Source organism: Streptomyces viridosporus (assembly GCF_002078235.1).
GTDB classification, from domain to species: domain Bacteria; phylum Actinomycetota; class Actinomycetes; order Streptomycetales; family Streptomycetaceae; genus Streptomyces; species Streptomyces viridosporus.
Genome location: NZ_MSGP01000258.1, coordinates 1 through 23,443 on the forward strand (window position 1 = coordinate 1; position 23,443 = coordinate 23,443).

Sequence of the window (23,443 nt, forward strand, 5' to 3'; positions counted from 1 at the left end):
GCACCCCCGCCGGAGCCGACGTCGACGGGGGAGGTCCGCTCCGGTTCCCGGGGCGCGGGCCGCGCCACCACGGCCTCGGAAGGGTCGTAGCCCCTCCACTCCTCGTTCCCGCCCTCGAACGCGACGGAAATCCTGCGTCTGTCCCCTTCGAAGGGTCGCGGCGGATTTCCGCACGAGCACTTCACCGGGGGAAGCCCCCGCGCGTCGACCGGAATCGCGATTCCCGCCCGGAGCGGCGCGGGAAAGGGAACAGCCTTTCCCTTTTCGTGCTCGTGTTTCTCCACCGGGGTGCCGTGGCGCAGGAGAACGGGGGTGGGCCGGTCGAGGTATTCCGGTGTCCCGCCGGTACGAGGACCGGGCGCCTTCGCCCATGCCCGTGCCGTGCGGCCGCTGCCCGGCGCGCTGAGACACCGCTCCAGCCGCCCGACGTCACGGATCGACCACCGCCCGGTGCCCCCGCACCGGCCAGGCGTGTTTCCCCGCTGCGAGCCGTCGTGGGCGCGCCGCGACCGCACGTCGGCGTCCCGTCCGAGCCCGCTGTGCTCGTCGAAGAACGGTGCCCGGGAGGCGACTCCCGCGGCGACCGCTCCGACCCCGAACAAAAGTGTGGCCGAATCGCACCCACCGGCGACCGGACGAATCAACGGCAGGACGGCGATCCTTCGCATCGCCGTTTTCCCCGCCCCGTGCGTGAACGCGCGCAGTGCCATCACCGCTCCCCCCGGCGGTTTCCCCCAGACACTTCATGCTACTGAAGGAAATTGCCCGTTCAAGGGGGGCCGGGGGAACGGTGAATTCAGTTTCCGCGTGCGTGCAGTGAGGCCAGATAGGCGTTGTACGCCTCGAGTTCCTTGTCCCCGTCACGGTCGGCGGCGCGGTCCTCGCGCTTGGCCTGCCGCTGGTCCGAGGCGTACCACTGGAACAGCAGCGCGATCAGCACCAGGACGGACGGGACCTCGCTGAACGCCCAGGCGATGCCGCCGGCCGCGTTCTGGTCGGACAGCGCCTCGATCCCGAGCGAGGCGGGCGGGTTCTCGAAGGTCGTGACCATCGGGGAGGACGCCATCATCAGCGCGATGCCGAAGAAGGCGTGGAACGGCATGCCCGCGAACAGCTCCAGCATCCGCATGAGATGTCCCGGACGGTGCGGGCCCGGGTCCACGCCCATGATCGGCCAGAAGAAGATGAGGCCGACGGCGAGGAAGTGCACCATCATCGCGATGTGCCCGATCTGCGAACCCATCAGGAAGTCGAAGATCGGGGTGAAGTACAGCGCGTACAGGCTCGCGATGAACATCGGGATGGTGAACACCGGGTGGGTGATGACCCGCATGTAGCGGCTGTGCAGCAGCATCAGCAGCAGCTCGCGCAGCCCCTTGCGGCCCCGTCCGGCCGTCGGCAGCGCGCGCAGCGCCAGGGTGATCGGGGCGCCGAGCAGGATCAGGATCGGTGACACCATGCTGATCACCATGTGCTGCACCATGTGCACGCTGAACATGACCATGCCGTAGTCGTTCAGTGCGGTGCACATCACCAGCCCGATGCTGAGCACGCCGGTGACGAACGCCACCGTCCGCCCCACCGGCCACTTGTCCCCGCGCCGGATGAGGCGCACCACGCCCCAGCCGTACAGGGCCAGCCCGAGCAGGCAGGCGATGAGGAAGAACGGGTCCGCCGACCAGGCGAGTCCTCGCCCCAGCGTGAACGGCGGCAGATCCATGGTCATGCCGTGCCCGCTGTGATCCATCCGCCGGCTCCTGATTCGTGGGGGTTGTGCGCTGTCTGTCCGCACCAGACTAGAACCGCCCCCGGTCGCGGCTGCGACCGGGGGCGGGGTTGGCCCGTTCGGGTGTTACAGGACACACTCCGCCTCGGCGTAACGCTCCTCGGGCACCGTCTTCAGCGTCTCGACGGCCTCGGCCAGCGGCACCGTGACGATGTCGGTGCCGCGCAGCGCGGTCATCATCCCGAACTCGCCCCGGTGCACGGCCTCCACCGCGTGCCAGCCGAACCGCGTGGCCAGCACCCTGTCGTAGGCGGTCGGCGTGCCGCCGCGCTGGACGTGCCCGAGGATCACCGGACGGGCCTCCTTGCCGAGCCGCGCCTCCAGCTCCGCCGAGAGCTGCCGCGCGATCCCGGCGAACCGCTCGTGGCCGTAGACGTCCTTGCCGCCCTCGTCGAAGTCCATCGTCCCGGCCTTCGGCTTGGCACCCTCGGCGGCCACCACGATCGCGAACCGCTTGCCGGCCGAGAACCGCTCGCCGACCTTCGCGGCCAGCTCCTCGATGTCGAAGGGCCGTTCGGGCACGACGACGGCGTGGGCGCCGGCCGCCATGCCGGAGTGCAGCGCGATCCAGCCGGTGTGACGGCCCATGACCTCCACGATCAGCACGCGCTGGTGGGACTCGGCGGTGGTCTTCAGCCGGTCCAGGGCCTCGGTCGCCACACCGACGGCCGTGTCGAAGCCGAAGGTGACGTCGGTGACGGCGATGTCGTTGTCGATGGTCTTCGGCACACCGACTATCGGCAGACCGTTGTCCGACAGCAGCCGGGCCGCCTTCAGCGTGCCCTCACCGCCGATCGGGATGATCGCGTCGAGCCCGAGCTCCTGGACGTGCCCCTTGGCCCGTTCCACACCGTCCCGCAGGTGCTCGGGGCGGACCCGGGAGGAGCCGAGGATGGTGCCGCCGAGGGCGAGGATGCCGCCCACCGCGTCGAGGTCGAGCTTGAGGTAGTCGCATTCCAGCAGGCCCTTCCACCCGTCCCGGAAACCGATGACCTCGTCGCCGTGGTCGACGACGGCGCGGTGCACGACGGACCGGATGACGGCGTTCAGGCCGGGGCAGTCGCCGCCGGACGTGAGGACACCAATGCGCATAGCCCGAAACAACCTTCTCGATGTGGGCCGGGACCGGACCGCGCTGTCCGGCTCGATCCCCGCCACCCTAGCGGCATCGGGGGGCGGGGCCACATCGAGCGTCCGCCTGCTGGACGACCCCGCTCACCTGTGCGGAGCAGTCGCCAGACGGGCCTTCACGCGGACTGCTGAGCCGCCGCGATGCGCTCGCCCCGCAGTGCCTCGTACCAGCGGTCGTCGGTCGGCGGCAGGGCGTTGACGTCGAGCGCCAGCTTCAGCATCAGGTCCGCGATCTGCGGGTTGCGGGCCAGCACCGGGCCGTGCATGTAGGTGCCGAACACGGTGTCGTTGTACGCGCCCTCCGTGCCGTCCCCCGTGCCGTTGCCGTTGCCGAAGCGCACCTGGGCGAACGGGCGGGCCGTGGGGCCCAGGTGGGTGACGCCCTGGTGGTTCTCGAAGCCGGTCAGCGGGGGCAGGCCGAGCCGCGGGTCGATGTCGGCCAGCACGTCGCCCACGCACCGGGCGCCCTCGCCGCGCACCGAGACCACGTCGAGCAGGCCGAGGCCGGGCTCGCGCTGGCCGAGGTCGTTGATGAACTCGTGGCCGAGGATCTGGTAGCCGGCGCACACCGAGAACACGATCGCGCCGTTCTCCACCGCCCGGTGCAGACCGCCGTCCCGGCGCAGCCGCTCGGCGGCCAGCCGCTGCGGACGGTCCTCGCCGCCGCCGATCAGGTAGATGTCGCCGGAGGTCGGGATCGGCTGGTCGCTGCGCACGTCGAGCCGGGCCACGTCCAGGCCGCGCTGCCGGGCCCGGCGTTCCACGACGAGCACGTTGCCCTGGTCGCCGTAGGTGCTGAGCAGGTCGGGGTAGAGCCAGACGACCCGCAGGCTGTTGTCGCTCATGAAGTCACTGTCCTTGTGAGTGCGTCGCCCGCGTCAGTTGCCGACGCGGCGGCGCAGGTCCTGGAAGGCGGTGTAGTTGGCGATGACCTCGATCCGGCCGGGCGGGCACAGCTGGACCGCCTGGTCGATGTCCTCGCAGACCTGGAACTGCTGGTCGGCGACCTCCAGGCGCACCGCGAGGTCCAGCTTCCGGTCGCCGATGACGCAGATCGGGTGGCCGGCCAGCCGGGTGTAGTCGACGTCCCACAGCCAGGAGGTGTCGGTGCCGTCGGCGGAGCGCGCGTTCACCGACAGGATCACCGGGGTCGGCGGCGGGTCGATCAGCGAGAACGTCTCCAGCCAGCCCGCGGGGTTCTTGGCGAGCAGCAGCCGCAGGTCCCGGCCCTGGAACTGCACGACGTCGTAGCGGCCCGCCACGGCCTGCACCTGGTACATCCGCTCCAGGGCGACCTGCGGCGGCACCCCGAAGACGGCGGCGACGGCCGCGGAGCTCGCGGCGTTGGCCTTGTTGGCGCGGCCCGGCAGCTGGAGGTGGATCGGCCAGGCGGAGCCGTGCGGGTCGAGCACGTGGTCGCCGGACAGGGCCCAGCTGGGGGTCGGCCGGCGGAAGCCGCACTCGCCGCAGAACCAGTCGTCGCCCGGGCGCTGCATCACACCGCCGCAGGACGGGCAGGACCAGGCGTCGTCCTTCCACATCTGCCCGGCGGCCACCCAGATCACGTTGGGGGAGGAGGACGCGGCCCACACCACCAGCGGGTCGTCGGCGTTGGCGACGACGACGGCCTTGGAGCCGGCCAGGCCCTCGCGCCAGTTCTCCGCGAGCATGCGGGTCTCGGCGGCGCGGTCGAGCTGGTCGCGGGAGAGGTTGAGCAGGGCGATGCACTTCGGGGCGGTGTCCCGGGCGACGCCGGCGAGGTACTTCTCGTCGACCTCGATGACGCCGAACTTCGCGTCCGAGCCGCCGGCGAGCGCCGAGGTGATGCCGGCGGGCATGTTGGCGCCGAGCGCGTTGGAGACGACCGGTCCCGCGGCCCGCAGCGCCTCGGCGATGAGCCGGGTGGTGGTGGTCTTGCCGTTGGTCGCCGAGACCAGCACGACGTCCAGGCTCTGGGCGAGCCGGGCGAGGAGGTCGGGGTCGAGTTTCAGCGCCACCCGGCCGCCGATCACCGAACCGCTGCCGCGCCCTGCGGCGCGTGATGCCGCCGCGACCGCTTTACCTGCGGTCACGGCCAGCTTGGCCCGCGGCGTGAGCGGGTCCGAGTTGCCTGCCATCAGTTCTCGATCCTCCTTGCGTACGCGCCGCGCCTGTGCCTGACGGCCACGTGGTGTGAACGTCAGCCTATCGAGATCCATTCGCACTCCAGAACCGCGGCACCCTCGTGAGACGGGCGTTGCAGGAAGGACCGTACTCTGACCGCCATGCGACACGGCTCCATCCCCGGCGTCCACGGACGTGTGCGGCCCCTTACCCTGCTCGGCGACCCGGTGCTGCGGGCACCCTGCCGGGAGGTCACCGACTTCGGTCCCGAACTGGCCCGGCTGGTGGAGGACTTGTTCGCGACGATGTACGCGGCCCGGGGGGTGGGCCTGGCCGCCAACCAGATCGGCGAGCCGCTGCGGGTGTTCGTGTACGACTGCCCGGACGACGAGGACGTCCGGCACCTCGGCCACGTGGTGAACCCGCGGCTGGTCGAGACGGACGGCGTGGTGGTGCGCGGCCCCGAGGGCTGTCTGTCCCTGCCGGGGCTGGAGGCCGGGACGGAGCGCCACGACCACGCGGTCGTCGAGGGCTTCACGGTGACCGGCGAACCGGTCACCGTCCACGGCACGGGTTTCTTCGCCCGGTGCCTGCAGCACGAGTGCGACCACCTGGAGGGCCGTCTCTACGCCGACCGGCTGACGGGGTGGCGGCACCGCAGGCTCCTGCGCCAGGTGAGGCGGGCCTCCTGGAACCGGGAGGGCCGAGAGGGCTGAGGGGACGCCGGGCGGACGCCGGACGTCGGGGGCGGGGAGCGGTCAGAACCCCGGGCCGCCCACCCTGTCGCCCGCCGCGGCCAGCCGCCCCCAGAGCAGGTCGGCCAGGCTGCGCACCAACGCGGCGCGGGAGCAGGGACGTTCGCCGAGCCACCAGTCACCGGCCGCGTGCATCATGCCGACGATGCCGTGCCCCCACACCCGGGCCAGCTGCTGGCTGTCCGGCCCGAGGTCCAGCCGCTCCTCGATGACCTGTGCCAGCTCCTCGCCCATCCGCCGCAGCAGCGGCGCCGAGTGCTTGCCCACGTCGAAGCCCTGGTCGCTCTGCGACCCCTCCGCCGGGTGCATCAGGAAGCGGTACACCTGGGGGCGCGCCTCGATCGCCGAGAGGTAGGTGTCCAGGGTCGCCTCGACCCGCTCGCGCCGGTCGGCCGGGGCGTCCAGGGCGGCCCGCAGCGAGTCCAGCAACGCGTCGGTGTGCCGCTTGGCCAGGGCGGCGTAGAGTCCCCCCTTGTCGCCGAAGTGCCGGTAGAGGATCGGCTTGGTGATGCCGGCCTCGGCGGCGATCGCGTTCATCGAGGCCTGCGGGCCGTCGCGCAGCACCACCCGGTCGGCGGCCTCCAGCAGCTCGCGCCGGCGTCGGTCGGCGGACCGCTGCTGATCGGTCCGCTGCGTGGTGTCCATGAGATCTCCCCACCCGTGCTGTTCCGGTGACGCCTGCGCAAACTAACACTGACGGCACCCCGGGCATCGAACGGGATGCCGACCGGTCCCGGGGAGTTGACTTTTCCTACCAGCGGGTAACAGACTCGTGTTACCGCAAGTAACATGCACGTGCACCGCCCGCTGGAGGGGACATGGCCGAGTTCACCATGGAGCTCAACGACGAACAGAAGGAGGTCCGGGACTGGCTGCACGGCTTCGCCGCCGATGTGATCCGCCCCGCGGCCGCCGAATGGGACGAGCGTGAGGAGACTCCCTGGCCGGTCATCCAGGAGGCGGCCAAGGTCGGCATCTACTCCCTGGACTTCTACGCCCAGCAGTACTTCGACGCAACCGGTCTCGGCATCCCCATGGCGATGGAGGAGCTGTTCTGGGGCGACGCGGGCATCGCCCTGTCGATCGTCGGGACCGGCCTCGCCGCCGTGGGCGTCCTCGCCAACGGCACCGAGGAGCAGATCGGCACCTGGATCCCGCAGATGTACGGCGACGCGAACGACGTCAAGGTCGCCGCGTTCTGCTCCTCCGAGCCCGACGCCGGCTCCGACGTGGCCTCCCTGCGCACCCGCGCGGTGTACGACGAGGCCAAGGACGAGTGGGTGATCAACGGCACCAAGACCTGGGCGACCAACGGCGGCATCGCCAACGTCCACGTCGTGGTCGCGGTCGTCGACCCGGAGCTCGGCTCCAAGGGCCACGCCTCCTTCATCGTCCCGCCGGGCACCCCCGGCCTGTCCCAGGGCCAGAAGTTCAAGAAGCACGGCATCCGCGCCTCGCACACCGCCGAGGTCGTCCTGGAGGACGTCCGGGTCCCCGGCTCCTGCCTGCTCGGCGGCAAGGAGAAGCTGGACGAGCGCCTCGCCCGCGCCCGGGAGAAGGCGAAGAAGGGCGGCGAGCGCGTCAAGAACGCCGCCATGGCCACCTTCGAGGCGTCCCGCCCGGCGGTCGGCGCCATGGCGGTCGGCACCGCCCGCGCCGCGTACGAGGTCGCCCTGGAGTACGCCCAGACGCGTGAGCAGTTCGGCCGTCCGATCATCGACAACCAGGGCGTCGCCTTCCAGCTCGCCGACATGCGCACCCGGATCGACGCCGCCCGCCTGCTGGTCTGGCGCGCCTCCTGGATGGCGGTCAACGGCAAGCCCTTCACGGCCGCCGAGGGCTCGATGTCCAAGCTGTTCGCCAGCGAGACCGCCAAGGAGGTCACCGCCCAGGCGATCCAGATCCTGGGCGGCAACGGCTACACCCGCGAGTACCCGGTGGAGCGGATGCACCGCGACGCCGCGATCTACACGATCTTCGAGGGCACGAGCGAGATCCAGCGCCTGGTGATCGCGCGCACCCTGTCGGGCATGCCCATCCGCTGAGGCGGCCGTGAGAACGACCCGGCGGTGCGGGCGGCACCGCCGGGTTGCCCGCGTCCCGCGCCGGGGGAACGATCGTGGACGACCGACGCGACGGAGGGCGCGATGACACGCACGGCCCGGGACCTGCTGGAGGCGGCCGTCCGGGACCTGGCCCCGGACCCGGGCGCCAACCCCCTCGTGCCGCTGATCGCCCGCGGCGAGGCGGACCGGGCGGTCCTGGCCGCGCTCGCCCGGGAGCAGCGGTGGGTGATCCCCGCGGACCGGCGTGCGTTCCTGCACCTGGCGGACAGGTCCGCGGCCGAACCGCGGTCCGCCGCGTTCTTCACCGCCCTCGCGGAGGGCGAGGCGCTCGCCGCGGAGCACCTGGAGCCGTTCGCGGCCGCCTGCGGCGCGGACGCGGCCCGGGCGGACGCGTACGACCCCCTGCCGGGGTGCCAGGCCTACCCCGCCTGCGTCGCCTGGCTGGCCCTCAACGCCGCGCCGGCCGACGCCGTCCTCGCCGTGACCGCCAACTTCTCGGCCTGGGGCGGCTACTGCGCCACGATCGCGAAGGCCCTGCGCACCCACTACGGCTTCACCGACGAGGCCTGCGCCTTCTTCGACTTCTTCGCCGAACCGGCCCCGGACCTGGACCGGAAGGCCGAGGCGGCCGTCCGGGCGGCCCTGGAGGCGGGCAGCCTGGACGAGAACCGCGCGCACCGCCACGGCCGCCTGCTGCAGAGCTACGAGGCGATGTTCTGGGCGACGCTCGCCCGGACGGCCTGACCGCCCCTACGGCGCGCCGCCACTGCTGTGCGCGATGCACGCCACGTCGATCCGGTCGGCCAGCTTGGCCAGCTCGATGGTGAGCGCGGCGACCGTGTCCTCGTCGAGTCCGTCCTCCCCGGCCTCCACCAGACGCACCCACCGTCCGCCCACCGTGCGCAGCAGTTTGCTGACGTCGGCCGCGGCCACCTGCAGGGTCCCGCGGTCGTCGACGATCAGAGGCAGAGTCACTTCGCGGTTCACAGTCGGGATCGTAGCCCTGTGAGCATCACGCACCCTGCCAAACCGTGGTGATGTTGCAGAACTCGCGGATTCCGTGCCCGGACAGCTCACGCCCGTACCCGGACCGCTTGACCCCGCCGAACGGGAACCCGGGGTGCGACGCCGTCATGCCGTTCACGTACACGCTGCCCGCCTCCAGGTCCCGGACGAACCGGTCGGTCTCGGCCTCGTCGCGCGTCCAGACGTTGGAACTCAGGCCGAAGTCGGTGTCGTTGGCGATCAGGACCGCCTCGTCCAGGTCGGCCGCCCGGTACAGCGTGGCGACCGGGCCGAAGGCCTCCTCCCGGTGGATGCGCATCTCCCGGGTGATCCCGGCCAGCACGGTCGGGGGGTAGTACCAGCCGGGCCCGTCGGGACGCTCGCCGCCGCACAGCACGGTGGCGCCCGCGCGCACGGCGTCGTCGACCAGTTCCTCCAGGTCGGCCCGGCCCCGCTCGCTGGAGAGCGGGCCGACGTCCGTCTCCTCGTCCATCGGGTCGCCGACCCTCAGCGCCCTCATGCCCGCGGTGAAGCGCTCGGCGAAGGCGTCGTAGACGTCCGTGTGCACGATGAACCGCTTGGCGGCGATGCAGGACTGCCCGGTGTTCTGCGCCCGCGCGGTCACGGCGACCTCGGCGGCCCGGTCCAGGTCGGCGGACGGCATGACCACGAACGGGTCGCTGCCGCCCAGCTCCAGCACCGTCTTCTTGATCATCTCCCCGGCGGTCGAGGCGACCGCGCGTCCCGCGGGCTCGCTGCCGGTGAGGGTGGCCGCCTTCACCCGCTCGTCCCGCAGGATGTCGTCGACCGCGGCGGAGCCGATGAGCAGGGTCTGGAAGCAGCCCTCGGTGAAGCCCGCCCGGTGGAACAGGTCCTCCAGGTACAGGGCGGTCTGCGGCACGTTCGAGGCGTGCTTGAGCAGGCCCACGTTGCCCGCCATCAGCGCGGGCGCCGCGAACCGGACCACCTGCCACAGCGGGAAGTTCCACGGCATCACGGCGAGCACCGGGCCGAGCGGCCGGTAGCGCACCAGCACCCGGGAGGCACCGGAGTCCTTCACGTCGGAGGCGTCGGGCTCCTCGTCGGCGAGCAGCCGCGCCGCGTGGTCGGCGTACCAGTGCATCGCCTTGGCGCACTTGACGGCCTCCGCGCGGGCCTGTGCGACCGGCTTGCCCATCTCCGTGGTGATCACCCGGGCGATGTCGTCCCAGTCCTCCTGGAGGAGGTCGGCGGCCCGGTGCAGCAGCCGGGCGCGCTCGTCGAAGGTCGTCGTCCGGTACGTGCGGAACGTGGCCTCCGCGAGCCGGAGCCGGCGCTCGATCTCCTCCTCGCCCATGGCCTCGTACGTCTTGAGCGTCTCGCCGTTCGCCGGATTCACCGTTGCGATGGGCATCGCTGACCTCCCTGGGGACGGGCTGTGTCTTCGACCCTCCCGCGCGGCGCTGACCGGCGCAACGCGGGAGGACTCCTCAGGGCGAGTGCTCCGCCAGGCGGTCGAGAAACGCCGTCTGCGCGGAGACGATCACCTCCCGGGCCCGGTCCAGGGCGAACCACTCCACCCGGTCGAGCTCCGGGAACTCCCGGGTCCGCCCCGACCTCGGCGGCCACTCCATCGTGAAGGTGCCGGGGACGACCGCCGCCGGGTCCAGGTCGGCCTCGACCGCCCAGGCCGTGACGGTCTTGCCGCCCGCCTGCCGGACCTCCCCGAGCGGGACCGCCGCCCCGTCCGGCGGCTCCAGCCCCAGCTCCTCCCGGAACTCCCGGCGCGCCGCCTCCCAGGCCGGTTCGGCGGGGTCGTGCTCGCCCTTGGGCACGGTCCACGCCCCCGCCTCCCGCCGCGCGAAGAACGGTCCGCCCATGTGGCCGAGCAGCACCTCCAGGCCCCGGTCGGTGCGCCGGAACAGCAGCAGGCCGGCGCTCCGGCCGCTCCTCACGGCCGCACCCCCGGATGCGCGGCGAGCAGCGCCTCGACCGTGTCGGCCTCCTCGGGGCGCTTGTCCTCGCGGTAGCGGACCACGCGGGCGAAGCGGAGGGTGACGCCGGCCGGGTAGCGGGTGGAGCGCTGGAGGCCGTCGTAGGCGATCTCGACGACGAGTTCCGGGCGCACGGTGACGACGTACCCGCTCTCGTCGACGGCCAGCTCCCGCAGCCGCTCGGTCTGCCAGGCCAGCATCGCGTCGGTCAGTCCCTTGAACGTCTTGCCGAGCATCGCGAAACCGCCGTCGGTGGTGCGGGCGCCCAGGTGCAGGTTGGAGAGCTTCCCGGTGCGCCGGCCGTGGCCCCACTCGGCGGCCAGCACCACCAGGTCGAGTGTGTGCACGGGCTTGACCTTCAGCCAGGACGCGCCGCGCCGGCCGGCGCTGTAGGGGGCGTCGAGCCCTTTGACCACGACGCCCTCGTGGCCGCGCCGCAGGGTCTCGGCGAGGAAATCCTCCGCGGCGCCCGTCTCCCGCGGCCCGGACACCACCGTGCGCCGCACCCGCAGGGGTTCCGGCACGATCCGAGCCAGTTCCGCGTGCCGCTCGGCGAACGGCAGGTCCAGCAGGTCGCGGTCGTCGACGGACAGCGCGTCGAAGAAGACGGGCGAGACGGGGACCTCCCGGGCGGCCGTCGCCACGTCCACCCGGGAGCCGACCCGGCCGGCGGTCTCCTGGAACGAGCGGGGGCGTCCGTCCTGGTCGAAGGAGATGACCTCCCCGTCGAGGATGAAGCGCTCGCCCCGCAGCTCCCGTGCCGCGGCGGTCACTTCCGGCAGGCGGTCGGTGATGTCGTCGAGGGTCCGGGTGTGCACGCGGACGGTGTCGCCGTCACGGTGGACCTGGACCCGGATGCCGTCCAGCTTCTCCTCGACCGCGCAGGCGCCGAGCTTCTCGACCGCCTCGGCGACCGAGGAGGCGCTGTGGGCCAGCATCGGCAGCACCGGGCGGCCGACGGTGAGGCGGAACCGCTCCAGCGCGGCGGGGCCGTCCGCCAGCAGCGCCCCGGCCACCGTCTGCAGGGAGCCCGCGAGCATCACCGCGCGCCGCACGTCCGCCGGCGGTGTTCCCGTCGCCCGCGCCAGCCCCTCCACCGCGACCGCGTCCAGGGCGCCCTGGCGGACCTCCCCGGTGAGCAGCCCGGACAGGAACCGCTGCTCGTCCTCGGTGGCCGCGCCCAGCAGCTCCCCGACCAGCCGGGCCCGCTCGGCCTGCGATCCGGGGCCGGACACCTCGCCCAGCCGGCCGAGCAGGGCGTCGACCTCGCGGACGGTCAGGGACGGCTCGGCGGCGGGGGCGATCGGGCGGCTCAGCACCTTCCAGCCGACGCCGATCCGGCCCTGCGGCAGCCGCCCCGCCAGGTACGGGATGACGATCGGCACGTCGTCGGCCCCGGCGTCCCGGAACAGCTCGGCGAGCAGAGCGATCTTCCGGGACCGCGCGGAGGTGGCGGCGACTTCCTGGGACACACGGGCCAGACGGGACAGCAGCATGGGATCAGAGTGCTACGGAGCCCTGGGCTTCACACCCGGCCGCCCGCGGGTCACCCGGTCACCGCGGCGTCCAGGTCGGCCATGAGCAGGTCCCCGACGATCGCGGCCGCCGCGCGGTAGCCGCCGCTCGCCGCGTGGACGACCTGCTCGGCGAAGCCGATCGCGTTGCCCGCCGCCCAGACGCCGGGCACCGTGGTCAGGCCCGTCGGGTCGACGACCGGGTACGTGCCGAACGGGGTCTCGTCCATCTCGGCGCCCAGCCGCTCCAGCAGGCCCGTCCGCGGCACGGGGCGCGGGGCGACGTAGAGCACGGAGCGGGCGTGGACGGAGCCGTCGGCGAGGCGGACCCCGGTGAGCCGGTCGTCCTCGACCAGCAGCTCCGCGACCTCGCCGGGCACCACGTCGACCCCGGCGGCGGCCAGCCGGCGCAGGTCCTGGCCGGACAGTTCCTCCTCGGCGACCGTGTGCAGGAAGAGGACGACGTCCTTGGACCACTGCGACACCATCAGCGCCTGGTGCACGCTCGCCGGACCGGCCGCGAGGACGCCGAAGGGTTCGTCGCGCACCTCCCAGCCGTGGCAGAACGGGCAGTGCAGCACGTCCCGCCCGAACCGCTCGGCGACCCCGGGCACCGCGGGCAGCTCGTCCTTCAGCCCGGTGGCGACGACCAGCCGGCGGGCCCGCACGGTCCGCCCCGCGCCGAGGACGACGGTGAAGTCCCCGTCCCGGGTCCCGTCCCCGTCCCGGGTCACGTCCGTGACCCGGTCGCGGACGAGCTCGACGCCGTAGCGCGCGATCTCCTCCCGGCCGGCCGCCAGGAACTCGGCCGGCGCCATCCCGTCCCGGGACAGATAGCCCTGCATGTGGGACGAGGGCGCGTTGCGCGGCTCACCCGCGTCGACGACCAGCGTGCGCCGCCGGGCCCGCCCGAGCACCAGCGCGGCGGACAGCCCGGCGGCACCGCCCCCGACGACCACCACGTCGTGGGTCCCGCTCCCGTGCCCGCCGGTCCGCCGGATCCGCCCGGCGTTCCCGTTCCTCTCGGTGTCCCGGGCGTTCCGGATGTTCTGGCCGTCCCGGGTGTCCTGGGTGTTCCGGGTGTGCTCGGTCATGGTGACCACCTCCACGCCGAAGGTCCCCGAGCGCTGCCGCATTGACAAACACCTTTGCCGAACCTGCAATAAACGCATGACTACGGAGAACGTTCTCGCGGATGTGGGCCCCCGGCTGCGGCGGATCAGGAAGGAGCGGGAGGTGACCCTCGCCGCGCTGTCCGAGGCGACCGGCATCTCCGTCAGCACCCTCTCGCGACTGGAGTCCGGACTGCGCAGACCCAGCCTGGAGCTGCTGCTGCCGATCGCGCAGGCCCACCAGGTGCCGCTGGACGAGCTGGTCGGCGCGCCGCCGGTCGGCGATCCGCGCGTCCGCTCCAAGCCGATCGAGCGCTACGGCCGCACCCACTGGCCGCTCACCCGCCAGCCCGGCGGGCTCCAGGCCTACAAGGTGCTCGAGCCGCGGCGGAAGCTCGAGCCGGAACCCCGCACCCACGAGGGCTACGAGTGGCTGTACGTGCTGTCCGGGAGGCTCCGGCTGGTGCTGGGCGAGAACGACCTGGTGCTCACCGCGGGGGAGGCGGCCGAGTTCGACACGCGCGTGCCGCACTGGTTCGGGTCGACGGGGGAGGGGCCGGTGGAGTTCCTCAGCCTGTTCGGCCCGCAGGGGGAGCGGATGCACGTCAGGGCACGGCCCCGGAGGACGTGACGCGCCGGACGGTTCCCTGAAAGCAAGCGACCGCTTAGTATGCGAGGGACCCGGTTCGGGTGACCCCGACGCCCACCAGCCCCGTGGAGGCCCCGCATGCAGGCATGGCAAGTGCACGAGATCGGCGAGCCGGGCGAGGTGATGCGCCTCGCGGAGGTGGCGCGGCCGACGCCCGGTGACGGCCAGGTCCTGCTGAGGGTGCGCGCCGCCAACGTCAACTTCCCCGACGCGCTGATGTGCCGGGGCCAGTACCAGGTCAGGCCGCCCCTGCCGTTCACGCCGGGCCTGGAGGTCTGCGGCGAGACCGAGGACGGGCGCCGGGTGCTCGCCACCCCCGTGCTGCCGCACGGGGGGTTCGCCGAGTACGCCGTCGCGGACGCCGCCGCGCTGCTGCCCGCCCCGGACGCGCTGGACGACGCCGAGGCGGCCGCCCTGCACATCGGCTACCAGACCGGCTGGTTCGGCCTGCACCGCCGGGCCGGGCTCGAAGCCGGCGAGACCCTGCTCGTCCACGCTGCCGCGGGAGGGGTCGGCAGCGCGGCCGTGCAACTGGGCAAGGCCGCCGGCGCCACCGTCATCGGCGTGGTCGGCGGCCCGGCGAAGGCGGCCGTCGCCCGGGAGCTGGGCTGCGACCTGGTGATCGACCGGCACGAGCAGGACGTCGTCGCCGCCGTCAAGGAGGCCACCGGCGGCCGGGGCGCCGACGTGATCTACGACCCGGTGGGCGGCCAGGCCTACGCCCAGTCCGCCAAGGTCGTGGCCTTCGAGGGGCGGATCGTCGTCGTCGGCTTCGCCGGCGGCACGATCCCCAGCCCGGCGCTCAACCACGCCCTGGTGAAGAACTACTCGATCCTCGGCCTGCACTGGGGCCTGTACAACACCAAGGACCCGAAGCTGGTCCGGCACTGCCACGAGCGGCTCACCGAGCTGGCCGCCCGGGGCGCGATCAAGCCGCTGGTGAGCGAGCGCGTCCCGCTCGCCGGCGCCGTGACCGCCGTGCAGCGGGTCGCCGACGGAGTCACCACCGGGCGCGTCACCGTGCTGCCCTCGCCGGAGAACGGAGCCGCGGCATGATCGACGCCGCCGAACTGCGCCGCCGCACACAGGAGTTGCTGGCCGCGCATCCCCCCGCCGACACCGGGCGCCTGGACTTCCTGCACGCCCGCTTCGACGCCGGACTCGCCTGGGTGCACTTCCCCGAGGGGCTCGGCGGGCTCGGCGCCCCGCGCTCCCTGCAGGCCGTCGTGGACGCCGAGCTGGAGGCCGCGGGAGCCCCCGACAACGACCCGCGGCGCATCGGCATCGGCCTGGGCATGGCCGCGCCGACGATCCTGCAGTACGGCACCGAGGAGCAGAAGCGGCGCTTCCTGAGGCCGCTGTGGACCGGCGAGGAGGTCTGGTGCCAGCTGTTCAGCGAGCCGGGCGCCGGATCCGACCTGGCCGCGCTCGGCACCCGCGCCGTCCGGGAGGGCGGGGGCCCCTCCGGCTCGAGCGGAGCCGGGGGAGACTGGGTGGTCAACGGGCAGAAGGTGTGGACGTCCAGCGCCCACCTCGCCCGCTGGGCCATCCTCATCGCCCGCACCGACCCGGACGTGCCCAAGCACCGGGGCATCACGTACTTCCTCTGCGACATGACCGACCCCGGCGTCGAGGTGCGGCCGCTGCGCCAGATCACCGGTGAGGCCGAGTTCAACGAGGTGTTCCTCACCGACGTCCGCATCCCCGACTCCCACCGCCTCGGTGAGGTCGGTGACGGCTGGCAGGTCGCGCGGACCACGCTGAACAACGAGCGCGTCGCCATCGGCGGCATGCGGCTGCCCCGCGAGGGCGGCATGATCGGCCCGGTCGCGAAGACCTGGCGCGAACGCCCCGAACTGCGCACCCACGACCTGCACCAGCGGCTGCTGAAGCTGTGGGTGGAGGCCGAGGTCGCCCGCCTCACCGGCGAACGCCTGCGCCAGCAGCTCGCCGCCGGCCAGCCCGGCCCCGAGGGCGCCGGGACGAAGCTCACCTTCGCCCGGCTCAACCAGGAGATCAGCGGGCTGGAGGTGGAACTCCTCGGCGAGGAGGGCCTGCTGTACGACGACTGGACCATGCGCCGCCCGGAACTGGTCGACTTCACCGGCCGCGACGCCGGCTACCGCTACCTCCGCTCCAAGGGCAACAGCATCGAGGGCGGGACCAGCGAGGTCCTGCTGAACATCGTCGCCGAGCGCGTCCTGGGCCTGCCGGCCGAGCCGCGCACCGACAAGGACGTCGCGTGGAAGGACCTCGCCCGATGAGCACACGGCCCGACCTGCTGTACTCGGAGGAGGAAGAGGCGCTGCGCGCCGCCGTCCGGGACCTGCTCACCGACCACTGCGACACGGCCGGGGTGATCGCCCGGATCGAAACGGACGCGCCCCACGACCTGGCGCTGTGGAAGACGCTCGCCGACGGCATGGGCCTGGCGGGCCTGCTGGTCCCCGAGGACCGGGGCGGCCAGGGCGCCACCCACCGCGAAGCCGCCGTCGTCCTCGAGGAGTTGGGCCGCGCGGTCGCTCCGGTGCCGTACCTGACCAGCGCGGTCGTGGCCACCGAGGCCCTGCTCGCCTGCGCGGACGGGGGCGAACCGCTCGCCGCGCTGGCGTCCGGGCGCAGGATCGGCGTCCTCGCCGTCGGGCTGCACACGGCGCCCGGTGCCGCGTTCGCCACCGTGCGACAGGAGGACGGCGCGCTGCACGGGCGGCTGTCCGGCATCGCGGACGCGGCGGTCGCCGATGTGCTGCTCGTGCCGGCGGACGACGGCGGGCTGTACGCGGTGGAGGCCGGCGCGGTCACGCTCACCCCGCAGACGTCCCTGGACCTCACCAGGCCGGTCGCCGAGGTCACCCTCGACGGCGCCCCGGGGCACCGGCTGGGCGACGCGGAACCCGCCGTGCGCCGTGCCCTGCGGGCCGGTGCCGGACTGCTCGCCTCGGAGCAACTCGGCCTCGCCGACCGGTCGCTGACGGAGGCCCTCCGCCACCTGAAGGACCGCAAGCAGTTCAACCGCCCCGTCGGCGGGTTCCAGGCGCTCAAGCACCGACTCGCCCAGCTGTGGCTGGAGATCGCCGGCCTCCGCGCCGCCGCCCGGAGCGCCGCCGACGCCCTGGCGACCGGTGAGGACACCGACGTGGCGGTCGCCGTGGCGCAGGCCTACGCGGCCCCCGTCGCGGTCCGGGCCGCCGAGGAGGCGCTGCAACTGCACGGCGGCATCGGCATGACCTGGGAACACCCGGTGCACCTCTACCTGAAGCGCGCCAAGGCCGACTCGATCGCCCACGGCACGGCGGGCGCCCACCGCGAGGCGCTGGCCGGGCTGGTCGACCTGCGGGCGCCCTGAGCCCACCCGGACGAGCAGGAGGAGAAGCCCGCCCCTTCAGGCGCATTACAGGGGGCGGGCTTCTCCGCGCGCCCCGCGTCAGTGGGATGAACGCGCGACGGCGGACCGGCCAACTCCCGTCACAGCACTGCCTTTCGGGCCTGTGCGGACCTCATACTCGCTGAGGCCCCGTACGCCACTCCCCGGGAGGCAGAGCATGGCCCTCACCACCCGCCGCAGAGCCCTCACCACCCTCGGCGCCGCCCTCGCCGGTCCGGTCGCACTGCCCGCCGCCCAGGCGCTGGCCGGCGAACACGGGCACCGCCCGCGCCCGTTGTGGCGCGCCCACGCCCACAACGACTACGAGCACCCGCGCCCCCTCCTCGACGCCCTCGACCACCGCTTCGGCAGCGTCGAGGCGGACGTCTTCCTGGTCGGCGACCAACTCCTGGTCGCCCACGACCCCGAGGACCTCGACCCGTCCCGCACCCTCGAATCCCTCTACCTCGACCCGCTCGCCGCCCGGGTCCGCGCCCACCGGGGCTCCGTGCACCGCGGGCACCGCGGGCCGTTCCAGCTCCTCGTCGACCTCAAGACCGAGGGCTCGTCCACCTACCGCGCGCTCGACCGCCGTCTGCGCCGCTACCGGCACCTGTTCACCACCTGCGCGCACGGCCGCGTCCTGCCCGGACCCGTCACCGCCGTCGTCTCCGGCGACCGTGCGGCCCGTGCGCCCATGGAGGCCCAGCGGGTGCGCCGGGCCTTCTACGACGGCCGGCTCGCCGACCTCGGCGGCCCGGCGCCGGCCTCCTTCGTCCCGTTGATCAGCGACAGCTGGACGCTCCACTTCACCTGGCGGGGCGTCGGCGCGTTCCCCGGCGACGAGCGCCGGAAGCTGCTGGACATCGTGCGCACCGCGCACGCGCGGGGGCAGAAGGTGCGGTTCTGGGCCACCCCGGACCTGCCGGGACCCGCGCGCGACGCGCTGTGGGGCGAACTGGTCGCCGCGGACGTCGACCACCTCAACACCGACGACCTCGCCGGGCTGGAATCCTTCCTGGACGCCCACCGGCGGGTGTGACACCACACGTTCGGAGGACAGGTCAGCCGCCCGGACGAACCTCCCGCTACGCCACACTTGCGGCCGAACGCCGCGAAGCGGACGTGGCGGAGGAGGTTGACGATGGCCGTTTCCATCTCTGTGGTGCTGCTGCTCTCGGTGCTGGCGGTGATCTTCCTGCGCAACAGCGGACTGAAGATCTCCCACGCCCTGGTCTGCCTGCTGCTCGGCTTCTACCTGGCCGGCACCAGCATCGCCCCCACCATCCACAGCGGCCTCACGGCGACCGCGGACATCGTCGGCAGCCTGCGGCCGTGAGGCCGGCCGCTCAGCGGTCGGTCACCGCGTCGCGCGGCAGCACGGTGACCCGGTGGAAGTTGCACCCGGCCGGCACCGGACCGGTGGACGGGGGCCGAGCCTGGTGGGCCTTGAGGGCGACGCTCACCAGGCTCAGCAGCAGGTCGACGTCGGTGGCGCAGTCCAGGTGCACCGTCACCCAGCAGGAGCCCGGGACCAGTTGTATCGCGCTCGACCCGCCCAGGTCGTAGTGGAAGCGCTGGATGGCGCGGTGGGTGAGGTGGAGGTCCACGTTCCGGGCGGAGTGGAAGTGGACGATCTCGTCACGGGCGGTGCGGAGCGCCTGCCCCGTACCGCAACCCGCCGGACAGGCCGTGAGGTCGGGCCATGTCCCCAGCCGCTCCATGGCTCGCTGCGCCGGTGTCATGCCCTCATCGTTGCCTGCTCACCGTCCGGAAGCCAGGAGTTGGGCGATTCGTAATCGAGAGGTGAGGTGCCGGGGCCGCCGCCCGCGGCTCCGCACCGCCTCAGACCCGCTCGGCGAAGGCCGCCGGGTCGTCCAGGACGCCCCGCACCACCGAGTGCGCCGCGCCCAGCAGCGGACCCTGCGGCCCCAGCGCGGACACGGAGACGGGACAGACCGGTCCCGCCGTACGGCGGGACAGCTCGGACCGCAGCGACGGCAGCAGCCAGGGGGCGAGCCCGGACAGCGCGCCGCCCAGCACGACGCTCTCGGGGTCCAGCAGATTGACCGCCCCGGTCAGGGCGATGCCGAGCGCCGTCCCCGCGTCGCGCAGGGCGCGCCGTACGTCCGTGTCGCCCTGTTCGGCACGGCCCGCGAGCAGACCGACGCGGTCCTCGCCCGGCTGCAGTCCGGCCGCCCGCAGCACCGCCTCCTCGCCGGCGTACTGCTCCAGGCAGCCGCGTCCGCCGCACGCGCACTCCGGTCCCTCGGGCCGCACCGGCACATGACCCAACTCGCCCGCGAAGCCGCGGTTTCCGCGCAGCAGCCGTCCGTCCACGACGACCGCGGCACCGATGCCGATCTCGGCCGACACATGGAGGAAGTCCCGGGGGGTCCCCTCGCCGAGCCAGAGTTCGGCGAGCGCGCCGAAGTTGGCCTCGTTGGCCACGGTGAGCGGGAACCGGTCCGGCAGCAGTGCGCCGAGGTCCGTGTCCCGCCAGCCGAGGTTCGGGGCGCGTACGACGGTCCGGGCGTCGCGCGCCACCAGGCCCGGCACGGCCACGGCGAGCCCCGCCGGCCACAGGCTCTCGGCCTCCGCCTCGGCGACGACCCGGTGGACCAGTTCGGTGAGCTCCCCGATCACCGGCCCGGGGGAGCGGCCCCGGTTCGTCACCTGCCGCACCGCCCGTGAGCGGGTCCGTCCGCGCAGGTCGACCGCGCAGACCGCGAGGTGGTCGACGCCGATCTCGGCGCCGATCCCCGCCGGACCGCGGCCGCTGACGGCGAGCGCCGAGCCGGGGCGGCCCACGCGTCCGGGCCGCTCGGGGCCCAGTTCCTCCAGCAGCCCCGAGCGGATGAGCTCGTCGACCAGGGTGGACACCGCCGCACGGGTCAGCCCGATGCGTGAGGCGACGGCGGCCCGGGACAGCGGTCCCTCGGCGCTGACGGTGTGCAGCACCCGCGAGAGGTTGCGGCGGCGCATGCCCTGCTGGGTGTCGGGCAGCGCACGCCCCGGGCCGGCCGGGCGGGCCTCGTGCAGCGGTGCGCTCATTCCTCCGTCAGTCCTCGGTCTCTTCGTCGTCGCGGGCCCCCGGTGCCCGCCGTCGGCCGGCGCCCCGGGTGGTGTCCCCGGTCCGTGCCGTCACCCGGCGGCCGGGCCGCGCTCCAGCAGCGGGGCCGCGTCGGAGAGTACCCCGGCGACCCTGGCCAGCGTCTCCTCGTCCCGCTCCACCGCCTCCAGCACCGGGCCCGCCGCCGTGTTCCAGCGCCGGGCGACCGCGGCCGGGTCCTCCCCGGTGAGCAGCCCGGCCGCCTGCGCCGCGGCCCCGAGGGCGACGAGTTCCCTGGCCTCGGGCACCTGCACGGGGCGCCCCGACAGCCGCCGTACGGTCTGCTGCCAGGCCGTCCCCCGGGCGCCGCCGCCGATCAGCAGCAGGGGCGCCGACGGGTCGGTGTCCTCGTCCGTGCCGTCGTCCTCGCCGAGCACCAGGTCGAGCGCGCCGAGCAGGGAGTACACGGCGCCGTCGTAGGCGGCCTGGAGCACCTGGCCGCCGGTCGTGTCGTGGCGCAGCCCGTGCAGCAGGCCGGAGGAGCGGGGGAGGTTCGGGGTGCGCTCGCCGTCCAGGAAGGGCAGGAGCGTGACGCCGTCGCCGGGTTCGACGGCCTCGCGGTCCAGGCCCAGCAGGCTCGCCACCCGGTCCACCGCGAGCGTGCAGTTGAGCGTGCAGGCCAGCGGCAGCCAGTCGCCGCGCGCGTCGGCGAAGCCCGCCACGGTGCCGGTCGGGTCTGCGGGCCTGCGCCGCGACACCGCGTACACGGTGCCCGAGGTGCCGAGGCTCATCACGGGCGTGCCGGGCCGCACCCCGAGGCCCAGCGCGGCGGCGGCGTTGTCGCCGGTGCCGCACGCCACCAGGGTGCCCTTGGAGAACGGCAGGTCGTGACTGTCGCGCACGGTCCCGGCCACCTCGCCGGGCCGCACGACGCGGGGCAGCAGCGCCGGGTCGAGGCCCACGTGCGCGAGGATCTCCTCGTCGTAGGCCTCGCTCCCGGAGGCCCACCAGCCGGTGCCGGAGGCGTCGCCGCGGTCGGTCGTGCCCTGGCCGGTGAGCCGCTCGGTGAGGTAGTCGTGGGGGAGCCGGACGGCCTTGGTGGCGCGGACCGCCTCCGGCTCGTGCTCCGCCAGCCACGCCCACTTGGTGACCGTGAAGGAGGCGGTGGGGACGCTCCCGGTGCGCTCGGCCCAGAACTTCGCGCCGCCCAGTTCCTCGATCAGCCGGCGGCCCTGCGGCGCGGACCGCACGTCGTTCCACAGCAGCGCCGGCCGCACCGGCTCGCCGCGCCCGTCCAGGGTGACCAGGCCGTGCTGCTGCCCGCCGATCGACACGGCGGCGGCCTCGTGCGCCGGCTCGCCGCACTGGCGCAGCGCCTCGCCCAGGGCGTCCCACCACTGGCGCGGATCGCTCTCCCGGCCCGCCCCGGAGGTCACCGTGTGCGGGGCCTGGCCGCTCGCGACGACCCGGCCGGTGGCCACGTCGACGACCAGGGCCTTGGTGGACTGGGTGGATGTGTCCACGCCGACGACGAGCGGACCCTCGGCTGCTGACATCGGTCTCTCCCTCTTCCGCGGCTCAGCGGGGCGAGTCTCCTCCGCGGCTCGGCGGGGCGAGTCTCTTCCCTGAAATGCTCCTGCATACTAATTTGTAAATCGCCATGACGAAATAGCCTCAGCGAGCAAGGAGCCGCGGCATGAGCTACCAGCCCACCCCCGAGGACAGGTTCACCTTCGGACTGTGGACCGTCGGCTGGCAGGGACGGGACCCCTTCGGCGACGCCACGCGGCGCGCCCTCGACCCGGTCGAGTCGGTGCGGCGCCTGGCCGAGCTGGGCGCCCACGGCGTCACCTTCCACGACGACGACCTCATCCCCTTCGGCTCGAGCGACAGCGAGCGGGAGGAGCACGTCAAGCGGTTCCGGCAGGCGCTGGACGACACCGGCATGAAGGTGCCGATGGCCACCACCAACCTGTTCACCCACCCGGTGTTCAAGGACGGCGCGTTCACCGCCAACGACCGCGACGTGCGCCGCTACGCGCTGCGCAAGACCATCCGCAACATCGACCTCGCGGTCGAGCTCGGCGCCGAGGTCTACGTCGCCTGGGGCGGCCGCGAGGGCGCCGAGTCCGGCGCAGCCAAGGACGTGCGGGACGCCCTGGAGCGCATGAAGGAGGCCTTCGACCTGCTCGGCGAGTACGTCACCTCCCAGGGCTACGACATCCGCTTCGCCATCGAGCCCAAGCCGAACGAGCCGCGTGGCGACATCCTGCTGCCCACCGTCGGCCACGCCCTGGCCTTCATCGAGCGCCTGGAGCGGCCCGAGCTGTACGGCGTCAACCCGGAGGTCGGCCACGAGCAGATGGCCGGGCTGAACTTCCCGCACGGCATCGCCCAGGCGCTGTGGGCGGGCAAGCTGTTCCACATCGACCTGAACGGCCAGAGCGGCATCAAGTACGACCAGGACCTCCGCTTCGGCGCGGGTGACCTGCGGGCCGCGTTCTGGCTCGTGGACCTGCTGGAGTCGGCCGGGTACAGCGGCCCGCGGCACTTCGACTTCAAGCCGCCGCGGACGGAGGACCTCGACGGGGTGTGGGCGTCGGCGGCCGGCTGCATGCGCAACTACCTGATCCTCAAGGAGCGTGCGGCCGCCTTCCGCGCCGACCCGGAGGTGCAGGAGGCGCTGCGCGCGGCCCGTCTGGACCAGCTGGCCGAGCCCACGGCGGCCGACGGCCTGCAGGCCCTGCTGGACGACCGGTCCGCGTTCGAGGACTTCGACGTCGACGCGGCCGCCGCGCGCGGCATGGCCTTCGAGCGCCTCGACCAGCTCGCCATGGACCACCTGCTGGGGGCCCGGGGCTGAGCTTCGCACGCGCGGGGGCGCGGTCGTCCGGCGGATCAGCCGGTACGGCCGCGCCCCCGCGCGTCGCGAA

At 73.5% G+C, this 23,443-nt stretch carries 24 protein-coding genes; 10 read left to right on the top strand and 14 right to left on the bottom strand.

What is annotated here, in order from left to right:
• From B7L92_RS43690 to B7L92_RS19020, 5 genes are all read right to left on the bottom strand, one after another.
• The coding region (locus B7L92_RS43690) for a DUF6777 domain-containing protein (protein WP_368656253.1) at window positions 1-710 on the bottom strand (710 nt) is incomplete at its 3' end.
• 86 nt (window positions 711-796) lie between these two features.
• Window positions 797-1,747 carry a cytochrome c oxidase assembly protein gene (locus B7L92_RS19005; RefSeq protein WP_081238730.1) on the bottom strand — a complete coding sequence of 317 codons (951 nt, stop codon included), beginning with the start codon at window positions 1,745-1,747 and terminating at the stop codon, window positions 797-799.
• A 105-nt stretch (window positions 1,748-1,852) separates the two neighbouring features.
• Window positions 1,853-2,878, bottom strand: a complete 1,026-nt coding sequence (locus B7L92_RS19010; protein ID WP_081238731.1) for a 6-phosphofructokinase — start codon at window positions 2,876-2,878, stop codon at window positions 1,853-1,855.
• 155 nt (window positions 2,879-3,033) lie between these two features.
• Window positions 3,034-3,762 (bottom strand): type 1 glutamine amidotransferase, encoded by a 729-nt coding sequence (locus B7L92_RS19015; RefSeq protein ID WP_004991163.1) that lies wholly within the window; start codon window positions 3,760-3,762, stop codon window positions 3,034-3,036.
• Window positions 3,763-3,795: 33 nt separating this feature from the next.
• A complete protein-coding gene (locus B7L92_RS19020) occupies window positions 3,796-5,034 on the bottom strand; it encodes a MurT ligase domain-containing protein (protein WP_081238732.1) in 1,239 nt (412 codons plus the stop codon).
• Window positions 5,035-5,181: 147 nt separating this feature from the next.
• Between B7L92_RS19020 and def the strand changes: the two genes are divergently transcribed.
• Window positions 5,182-5,736, top strand: a complete 555-nt coding sequence (def, locus tag B7L92_RS19025) for a peptide deformylase (RefSeq protein ID WP_081238733.1) — start codon at window positions 5,182-5,184, stop codon at window positions 5,734-5,736.
• A 42-nt stretch (window positions 5,737-5,778) separates the two neighbouring features.
• Here the strand turns inward: def and B7L92_RS19030 are convergent, their stop codons facing one another.
• Window positions 5,779-6,420, bottom strand: coding sequence for a TetR/AcrR family transcriptional regulator (locus B7L92_RS19030; protein WP_004991168.1), 642 nt, complete (start codon window positions 6,418-6,420; stop codon window positions 5,779-5,781).
• Window positions 6,421-6,593: 173 nt separating this feature from the next.
• Between B7L92_RS19030 and B7L92_RS19035 the strand changes: the two genes are divergently transcribed.
• Together B7L92_RS19035 and B7L92_RS19040 are read left to right on the top strand one after the other, a co-directional pair.
• The gene (locus B7L92_RS19035) at window positions 6,594-7,820 is read left to right on the top strand and encodes an acyl-CoA dehydrogenase family protein (protein WP_081238734.1); all 1,227 of its coding nucleotides are present in this window, start codon (window positions 6,594-6,596) and stop codon (window positions 7,818-7,820) included.
• Between the two features lie 102 nt (window positions 7,821-7,922).
• Window positions 7,923-8,585: a transcriptional regulator gene (locus tag B7L92_RS19040; protein ID WP_081238735.1), complete on the top strand. Its 663-nt coding sequence runs from the start codon at window positions 7,923-7,925 to the stop codon at window positions 8,583-8,585.
• 6 nt (window positions 8,586-8,591) lie between these two features.
• Here the strand turns inward: B7L92_RS19040 and B7L92_RS19045 are convergent, their stop codons facing one another.
• The 5 genes from B7L92_RS19045 to B7L92_RS19065 form a co-directional block, all read right to left on the bottom strand.
• On the bottom strand, window positions 8,592-8,828 hold the full coding sequence (locus B7L92_RS19045) for a DUF6213 family protein (protein ID WP_004991175.1): 237 nt from the start codon (window positions 8,826-8,828) through the stop codon (window positions 8,592-8,594).
• A gap of 25 nt (window positions 8,829-8,853) precedes the next feature.
• Window positions 8,854-10,239 (bottom strand): NADP-dependent succinic semialdehyde dehydrogenase, encoded by a 1,386-nt coding sequence (locus B7L92_RS19050; RefSeq protein WP_081238736.1) that lies wholly within the window; start codon window positions 10,237-10,239, stop codon window positions 8,854-8,856.
• Between the two features lie 76 nt (window positions 10,240-10,315).
• Window positions 10,316-10,780, bottom strand: a complete 465-nt coding sequence (locus B7L92_RS19055; protein ID WP_081238737.1) for an NUDIX hydrolase — start codon at window positions 10,778-10,780, stop codon at window positions 10,316-10,318.
• Window positions 10,777-12,315 carry an ATP-dependent DNA ligase gene (locus B7L92_RS19060; protein ID WP_081238738.1) on the bottom strand — a complete coding sequence of 513 codons (1,539 nt, stop codon included), beginning with the start codon at window positions 12,313-12,315 and terminating at the stop codon, window positions 10,777-10,779. Before B7L92_RS19060 ends, B7L92_RS19055 begins: the two co-directional genes overlap by 4 nt.
• A gap of 50 nt (window positions 12,316-12,365) precedes the next feature.
• Window positions 12,366-13,469 (bottom strand): NAD(P)/FAD-dependent oxidoreductase, encoded by a 1,104-nt coding sequence (locus B7L92_RS19065; RefSeq protein ID WP_255311033.1) that lies wholly within the window; start codon window positions 13,467-13,469, stop codon window positions 12,366-12,368.
• Between the two features lie 34 nt (window positions 13,470-13,503).
• On the opposite strand from B7L92_RS19065, the gene B7L92_RS19070 reads away from it, so the two are divergent.
• The 6 genes from B7L92_RS19070 (at window position 13,504) to B7L92_RS19095 (ending at window position 18,797) form a co-directional block, all read left to right on the top strand.
• A complete protein-coding gene (locus B7L92_RS19070) occupies window positions 13,504-14,076 on the top strand; it encodes a helix-turn-helix domain-containing protein (RefSeq protein ID WP_081238739.1) in 573 nt (190 codons plus the stop codon).
• Between the two features lie 96 nt (window positions 14,077-14,172).
• Window positions 14,173-15,150 (top strand): NADPH:quinone oxidoreductase family protein, encoded by a 978-nt coding sequence (locus tag B7L92_RS19075; protein WP_081238740.1) that lies wholly within the window; start codon window positions 14,173-14,175, stop codon window positions 15,148-15,150.
• Entirely contained in the window at window positions 15,147-16,358 is a 1,212-nt protein-coding gene (locus tag B7L92_RS19080; protein ID WP_081238741.1) for an acyl-CoA dehydrogenase family protein, read from the top strand. Before B7L92_RS19075 ends, B7L92_RS19080 begins: the two co-directional genes overlap by 4 nt.
• On the top strand, window positions 16,355-17,440 hold the full coding sequence (locus tag B7L92_RS19085; RefSeq protein ID WP_081238742.1) for an acyl-CoA dehydrogenase family protein: 1,086 nt from the start codon (window positions 16,355-16,357) through the stop codon (window positions 17,438-17,440). Before B7L92_RS19080 ends, B7L92_RS19085 begins: the two co-directional genes overlap by 4 nt.
• Window positions 17,441-17,636: 196 nt before the next feature.
• On the top strand, window positions 17,637-18,500 hold the full coding sequence (locus tag B7L92_RS19090) for a phosphatidylinositol-specific phospholipase C/glycerophosphodiester phosphodiesterase family protein (protein WP_081238743.1): 864 nt from the start codon (window positions 17,637-17,639) through the stop codon (window positions 18,498-18,500).
• Between the two features lie 102 nt (window positions 18,501-18,602).
• Window positions 18,603-18,797 (top strand): hypothetical protein, encoded by a 195-nt coding sequence (locus B7L92_RS19095; RefSeq protein ID WP_004991203.1) that lies wholly within the window; start codon window positions 18,603-18,605, stop codon window positions 18,795-18,797.
• Between the two features lie 10 nt (window positions 18,798-18,807).
• Here the strand turns inward: B7L92_RS19095 and B7L92_RS19100 are convergent, their stop codons facing one another.
• The 3 genes from B7L92_RS19100 to xylB all read right to left on the bottom strand — a co-directional run bounded on the left by B7L92_RS19100 (window position 18,808) and on the right by xylB (window position 22,066).
• Complete coding sequence (locus B7L92_RS19100; RefSeq protein WP_081238744.1) at window positions 18,808-19,203, bottom strand: luciferase domain-containing protein; 396 nt, start codon at window positions 19,201-19,203, stop codon at window positions 18,808-18,810.
• A gap of 100 nt (window positions 19,204-19,303) precedes the next feature.
• Window positions 19,304-20,512 (bottom strand): ROK family transcriptional regulator, encoded by a 1,209-nt coding sequence (locus B7L92_RS19105; RefSeq protein WP_081238745.1) that lies wholly within the window; start codon window positions 20,510-20,512, stop codon window positions 19,304-19,306.
• A gap of 90 nt (window positions 20,513-20,602) precedes the next feature.
• Window positions 20,603-22,066 (bottom strand): xylulokinase, encoded by a 1,464-nt coding sequence (xylB, locus tag B7L92_RS19110; protein ID WP_081238746.1) that lies wholly within the window; start codon window positions 22,064-22,066, stop codon window positions 20,603-20,605.
• A gap of 140 nt (window positions 22,067-22,206) precedes the next feature.
• On the opposite strand from xylB, the gene xylA reads away from it, so the two are divergent.
• A complete protein-coding gene (gene xylA, locus B7L92_RS19115; RefSeq protein ID WP_004991213.1) occupies window positions 22,207-23,373 on the top strand; it encodes a xylose isomerase in 1,167 nt (388 codons plus the stop codon).
• Window positions 23,374-23,443 lie beyond the last annotated feature (70 nt).

Excerpts from the sequence above, each read along its gene's own strand:
- B7L92_RS19030 (WP_004991168.1), bottom strand. The coding sequence starts at position 6,420 with ATGGACACCACGCAGCGGACCGATCAGCAGCGGTCCGCCGACCGACGC.
- B7L92_RS19010 (WP_081238731.1), bottom strand. The coding sequence starts at position 2,878 with ATGCGCATTGGTGTCCTCACGTCCGGCGGCGACTGCCCCGGCCTGAAC.
- B7L92_RS19020 (WP_081238732.1), bottom strand. The coding sequence starts at position 5,034 with ATGGCAGGCAACTCGGACCCGCTCACGCCGCGGGCCAAGCTGGCCGTG.
- B7L92_RS19065 (WP_255311033.1), bottom strand. The coding sequence starts at position 13,469 with ATGCGGCAGCGCTCGGGGACCTTCGGCGTGGAGGTGGTCACCATGACC.
- B7L92_RS19080 (WP_081238741.1), top strand. The coding sequence starts at position 15,147 with ATGATCGACGCCGCCGAACTGCGCCGCCGCACACAGGAGTTGCTGGCC.
- B7L92_RS19105 (WP_081238745.1), bottom strand. The coding sequence starts at position 20,512 with ATGAGCGCACCGCTGCACGAGGCCCGCCCGGCCGGCCCGGGGCGTGCG.
- xylA (WP_004991213.1), top strand. The coding sequence starts at position 22,207 with ATGAGCTACCAGCCCACCCCCGAGGACAGGTTCACCTTCGGACTGTGG.
- B7L92_RS19015 (WP_004991163.1), bottom strand. The coding sequence starts at position 3,762 with ATGAGCGACAACAGCCTGCGGGTCGTCTGGCTCTACCCCGACCTGCTC.
- B7L92_RS19085 (WP_081238742.1), top strand. The coding sequence starts at position 16,355 with ATGAGCACACGGCCCGACCTGCTGTACTCGGAGGAGGAAGAGGCGCTG.
- B7L92_RS19095 (WP_004991203.1), top strand. The coding sequence starts at position 18,603 with ATGGCCGTTTCCATCTCTGTGGTGCTGCTGCTCTCGGTGCTGGCGGTG.
- def (WP_081238733.1), top strand. The coding sequence starts at position 5,182 with ATGCGACACGGCTCCATCCCCGGCGTCCACGGACGTGTGCGGCCCCTT.
- B7L92_RS19090 (WP_081238743.1), top strand. The coding sequence starts at position 17,637 with ATGGCCCTCACCACCCGCCGCAGAGCCCTCACCACCCTCGGCGCCGCC.
- B7L92_RS19100 (WP_081238744.1), bottom strand. The coding sequence starts at position 19,203 with ATGACACCGGCGCAGCGAGCCATGGAGCGGCTGGGGACATGGCCCGAC.
- B7L92_RS19060 (WP_081238738.1), bottom strand. The coding sequence starts at position 12,315 with ATGCTGCTGTCCCGTCTGGCCCGTGTGTCCCAGGAAGTCGCCGCCACC.
- B7L92_RS19075 (WP_081238740.1), top strand. The coding sequence starts at position 14,173 with ATGCAGGCATGGCAAGTGCACGAGATCGGCGAGCCGGGCGAGGTGATG.
- B7L92_RS19005 (WP_081238730.1), bottom strand. The coding sequence starts at position 1,747 with ATGGATCACAGCGGGCACGGCATGACCATGGATCTGCCGCCGTTCACG.
- B7L92_RS19040 (WP_081238735.1), top strand. The coding sequence starts at position 7,923 with ATGACACGCACGGCCCGGGACCTGCTGGAGGCGGCCGTCCGGGACCTG.
- B7L92_RS19035 (WP_081238734.1), top strand. The coding sequence starts at position 6,594 with ATGGCCGAGTTCACCATGGAGCTCAACGACGAACAGAAGGAGGTCCGG.
- B7L92_RS19050 (WP_081238736.1), bottom strand. The coding sequence starts at position 10,239 with ATGCCCATCGCAACGGTGAATCCGGCGAACGGCGAGACGCTCAAGACG.
- B7L92_RS19070 (WP_081238739.1), top strand. The coding sequence starts at position 13,504 with ATGACTACGGAGAACGTTCTCGCGGATGTGGGCCCCCGGCTGCGGCGG.
- xylB (WP_081238746.1), bottom strand. The coding sequence starts at position 22,066 with ATGTCAGCAGCCGAGGGTCCGCTCGTCGTCGGCGTGGACACATCCACC.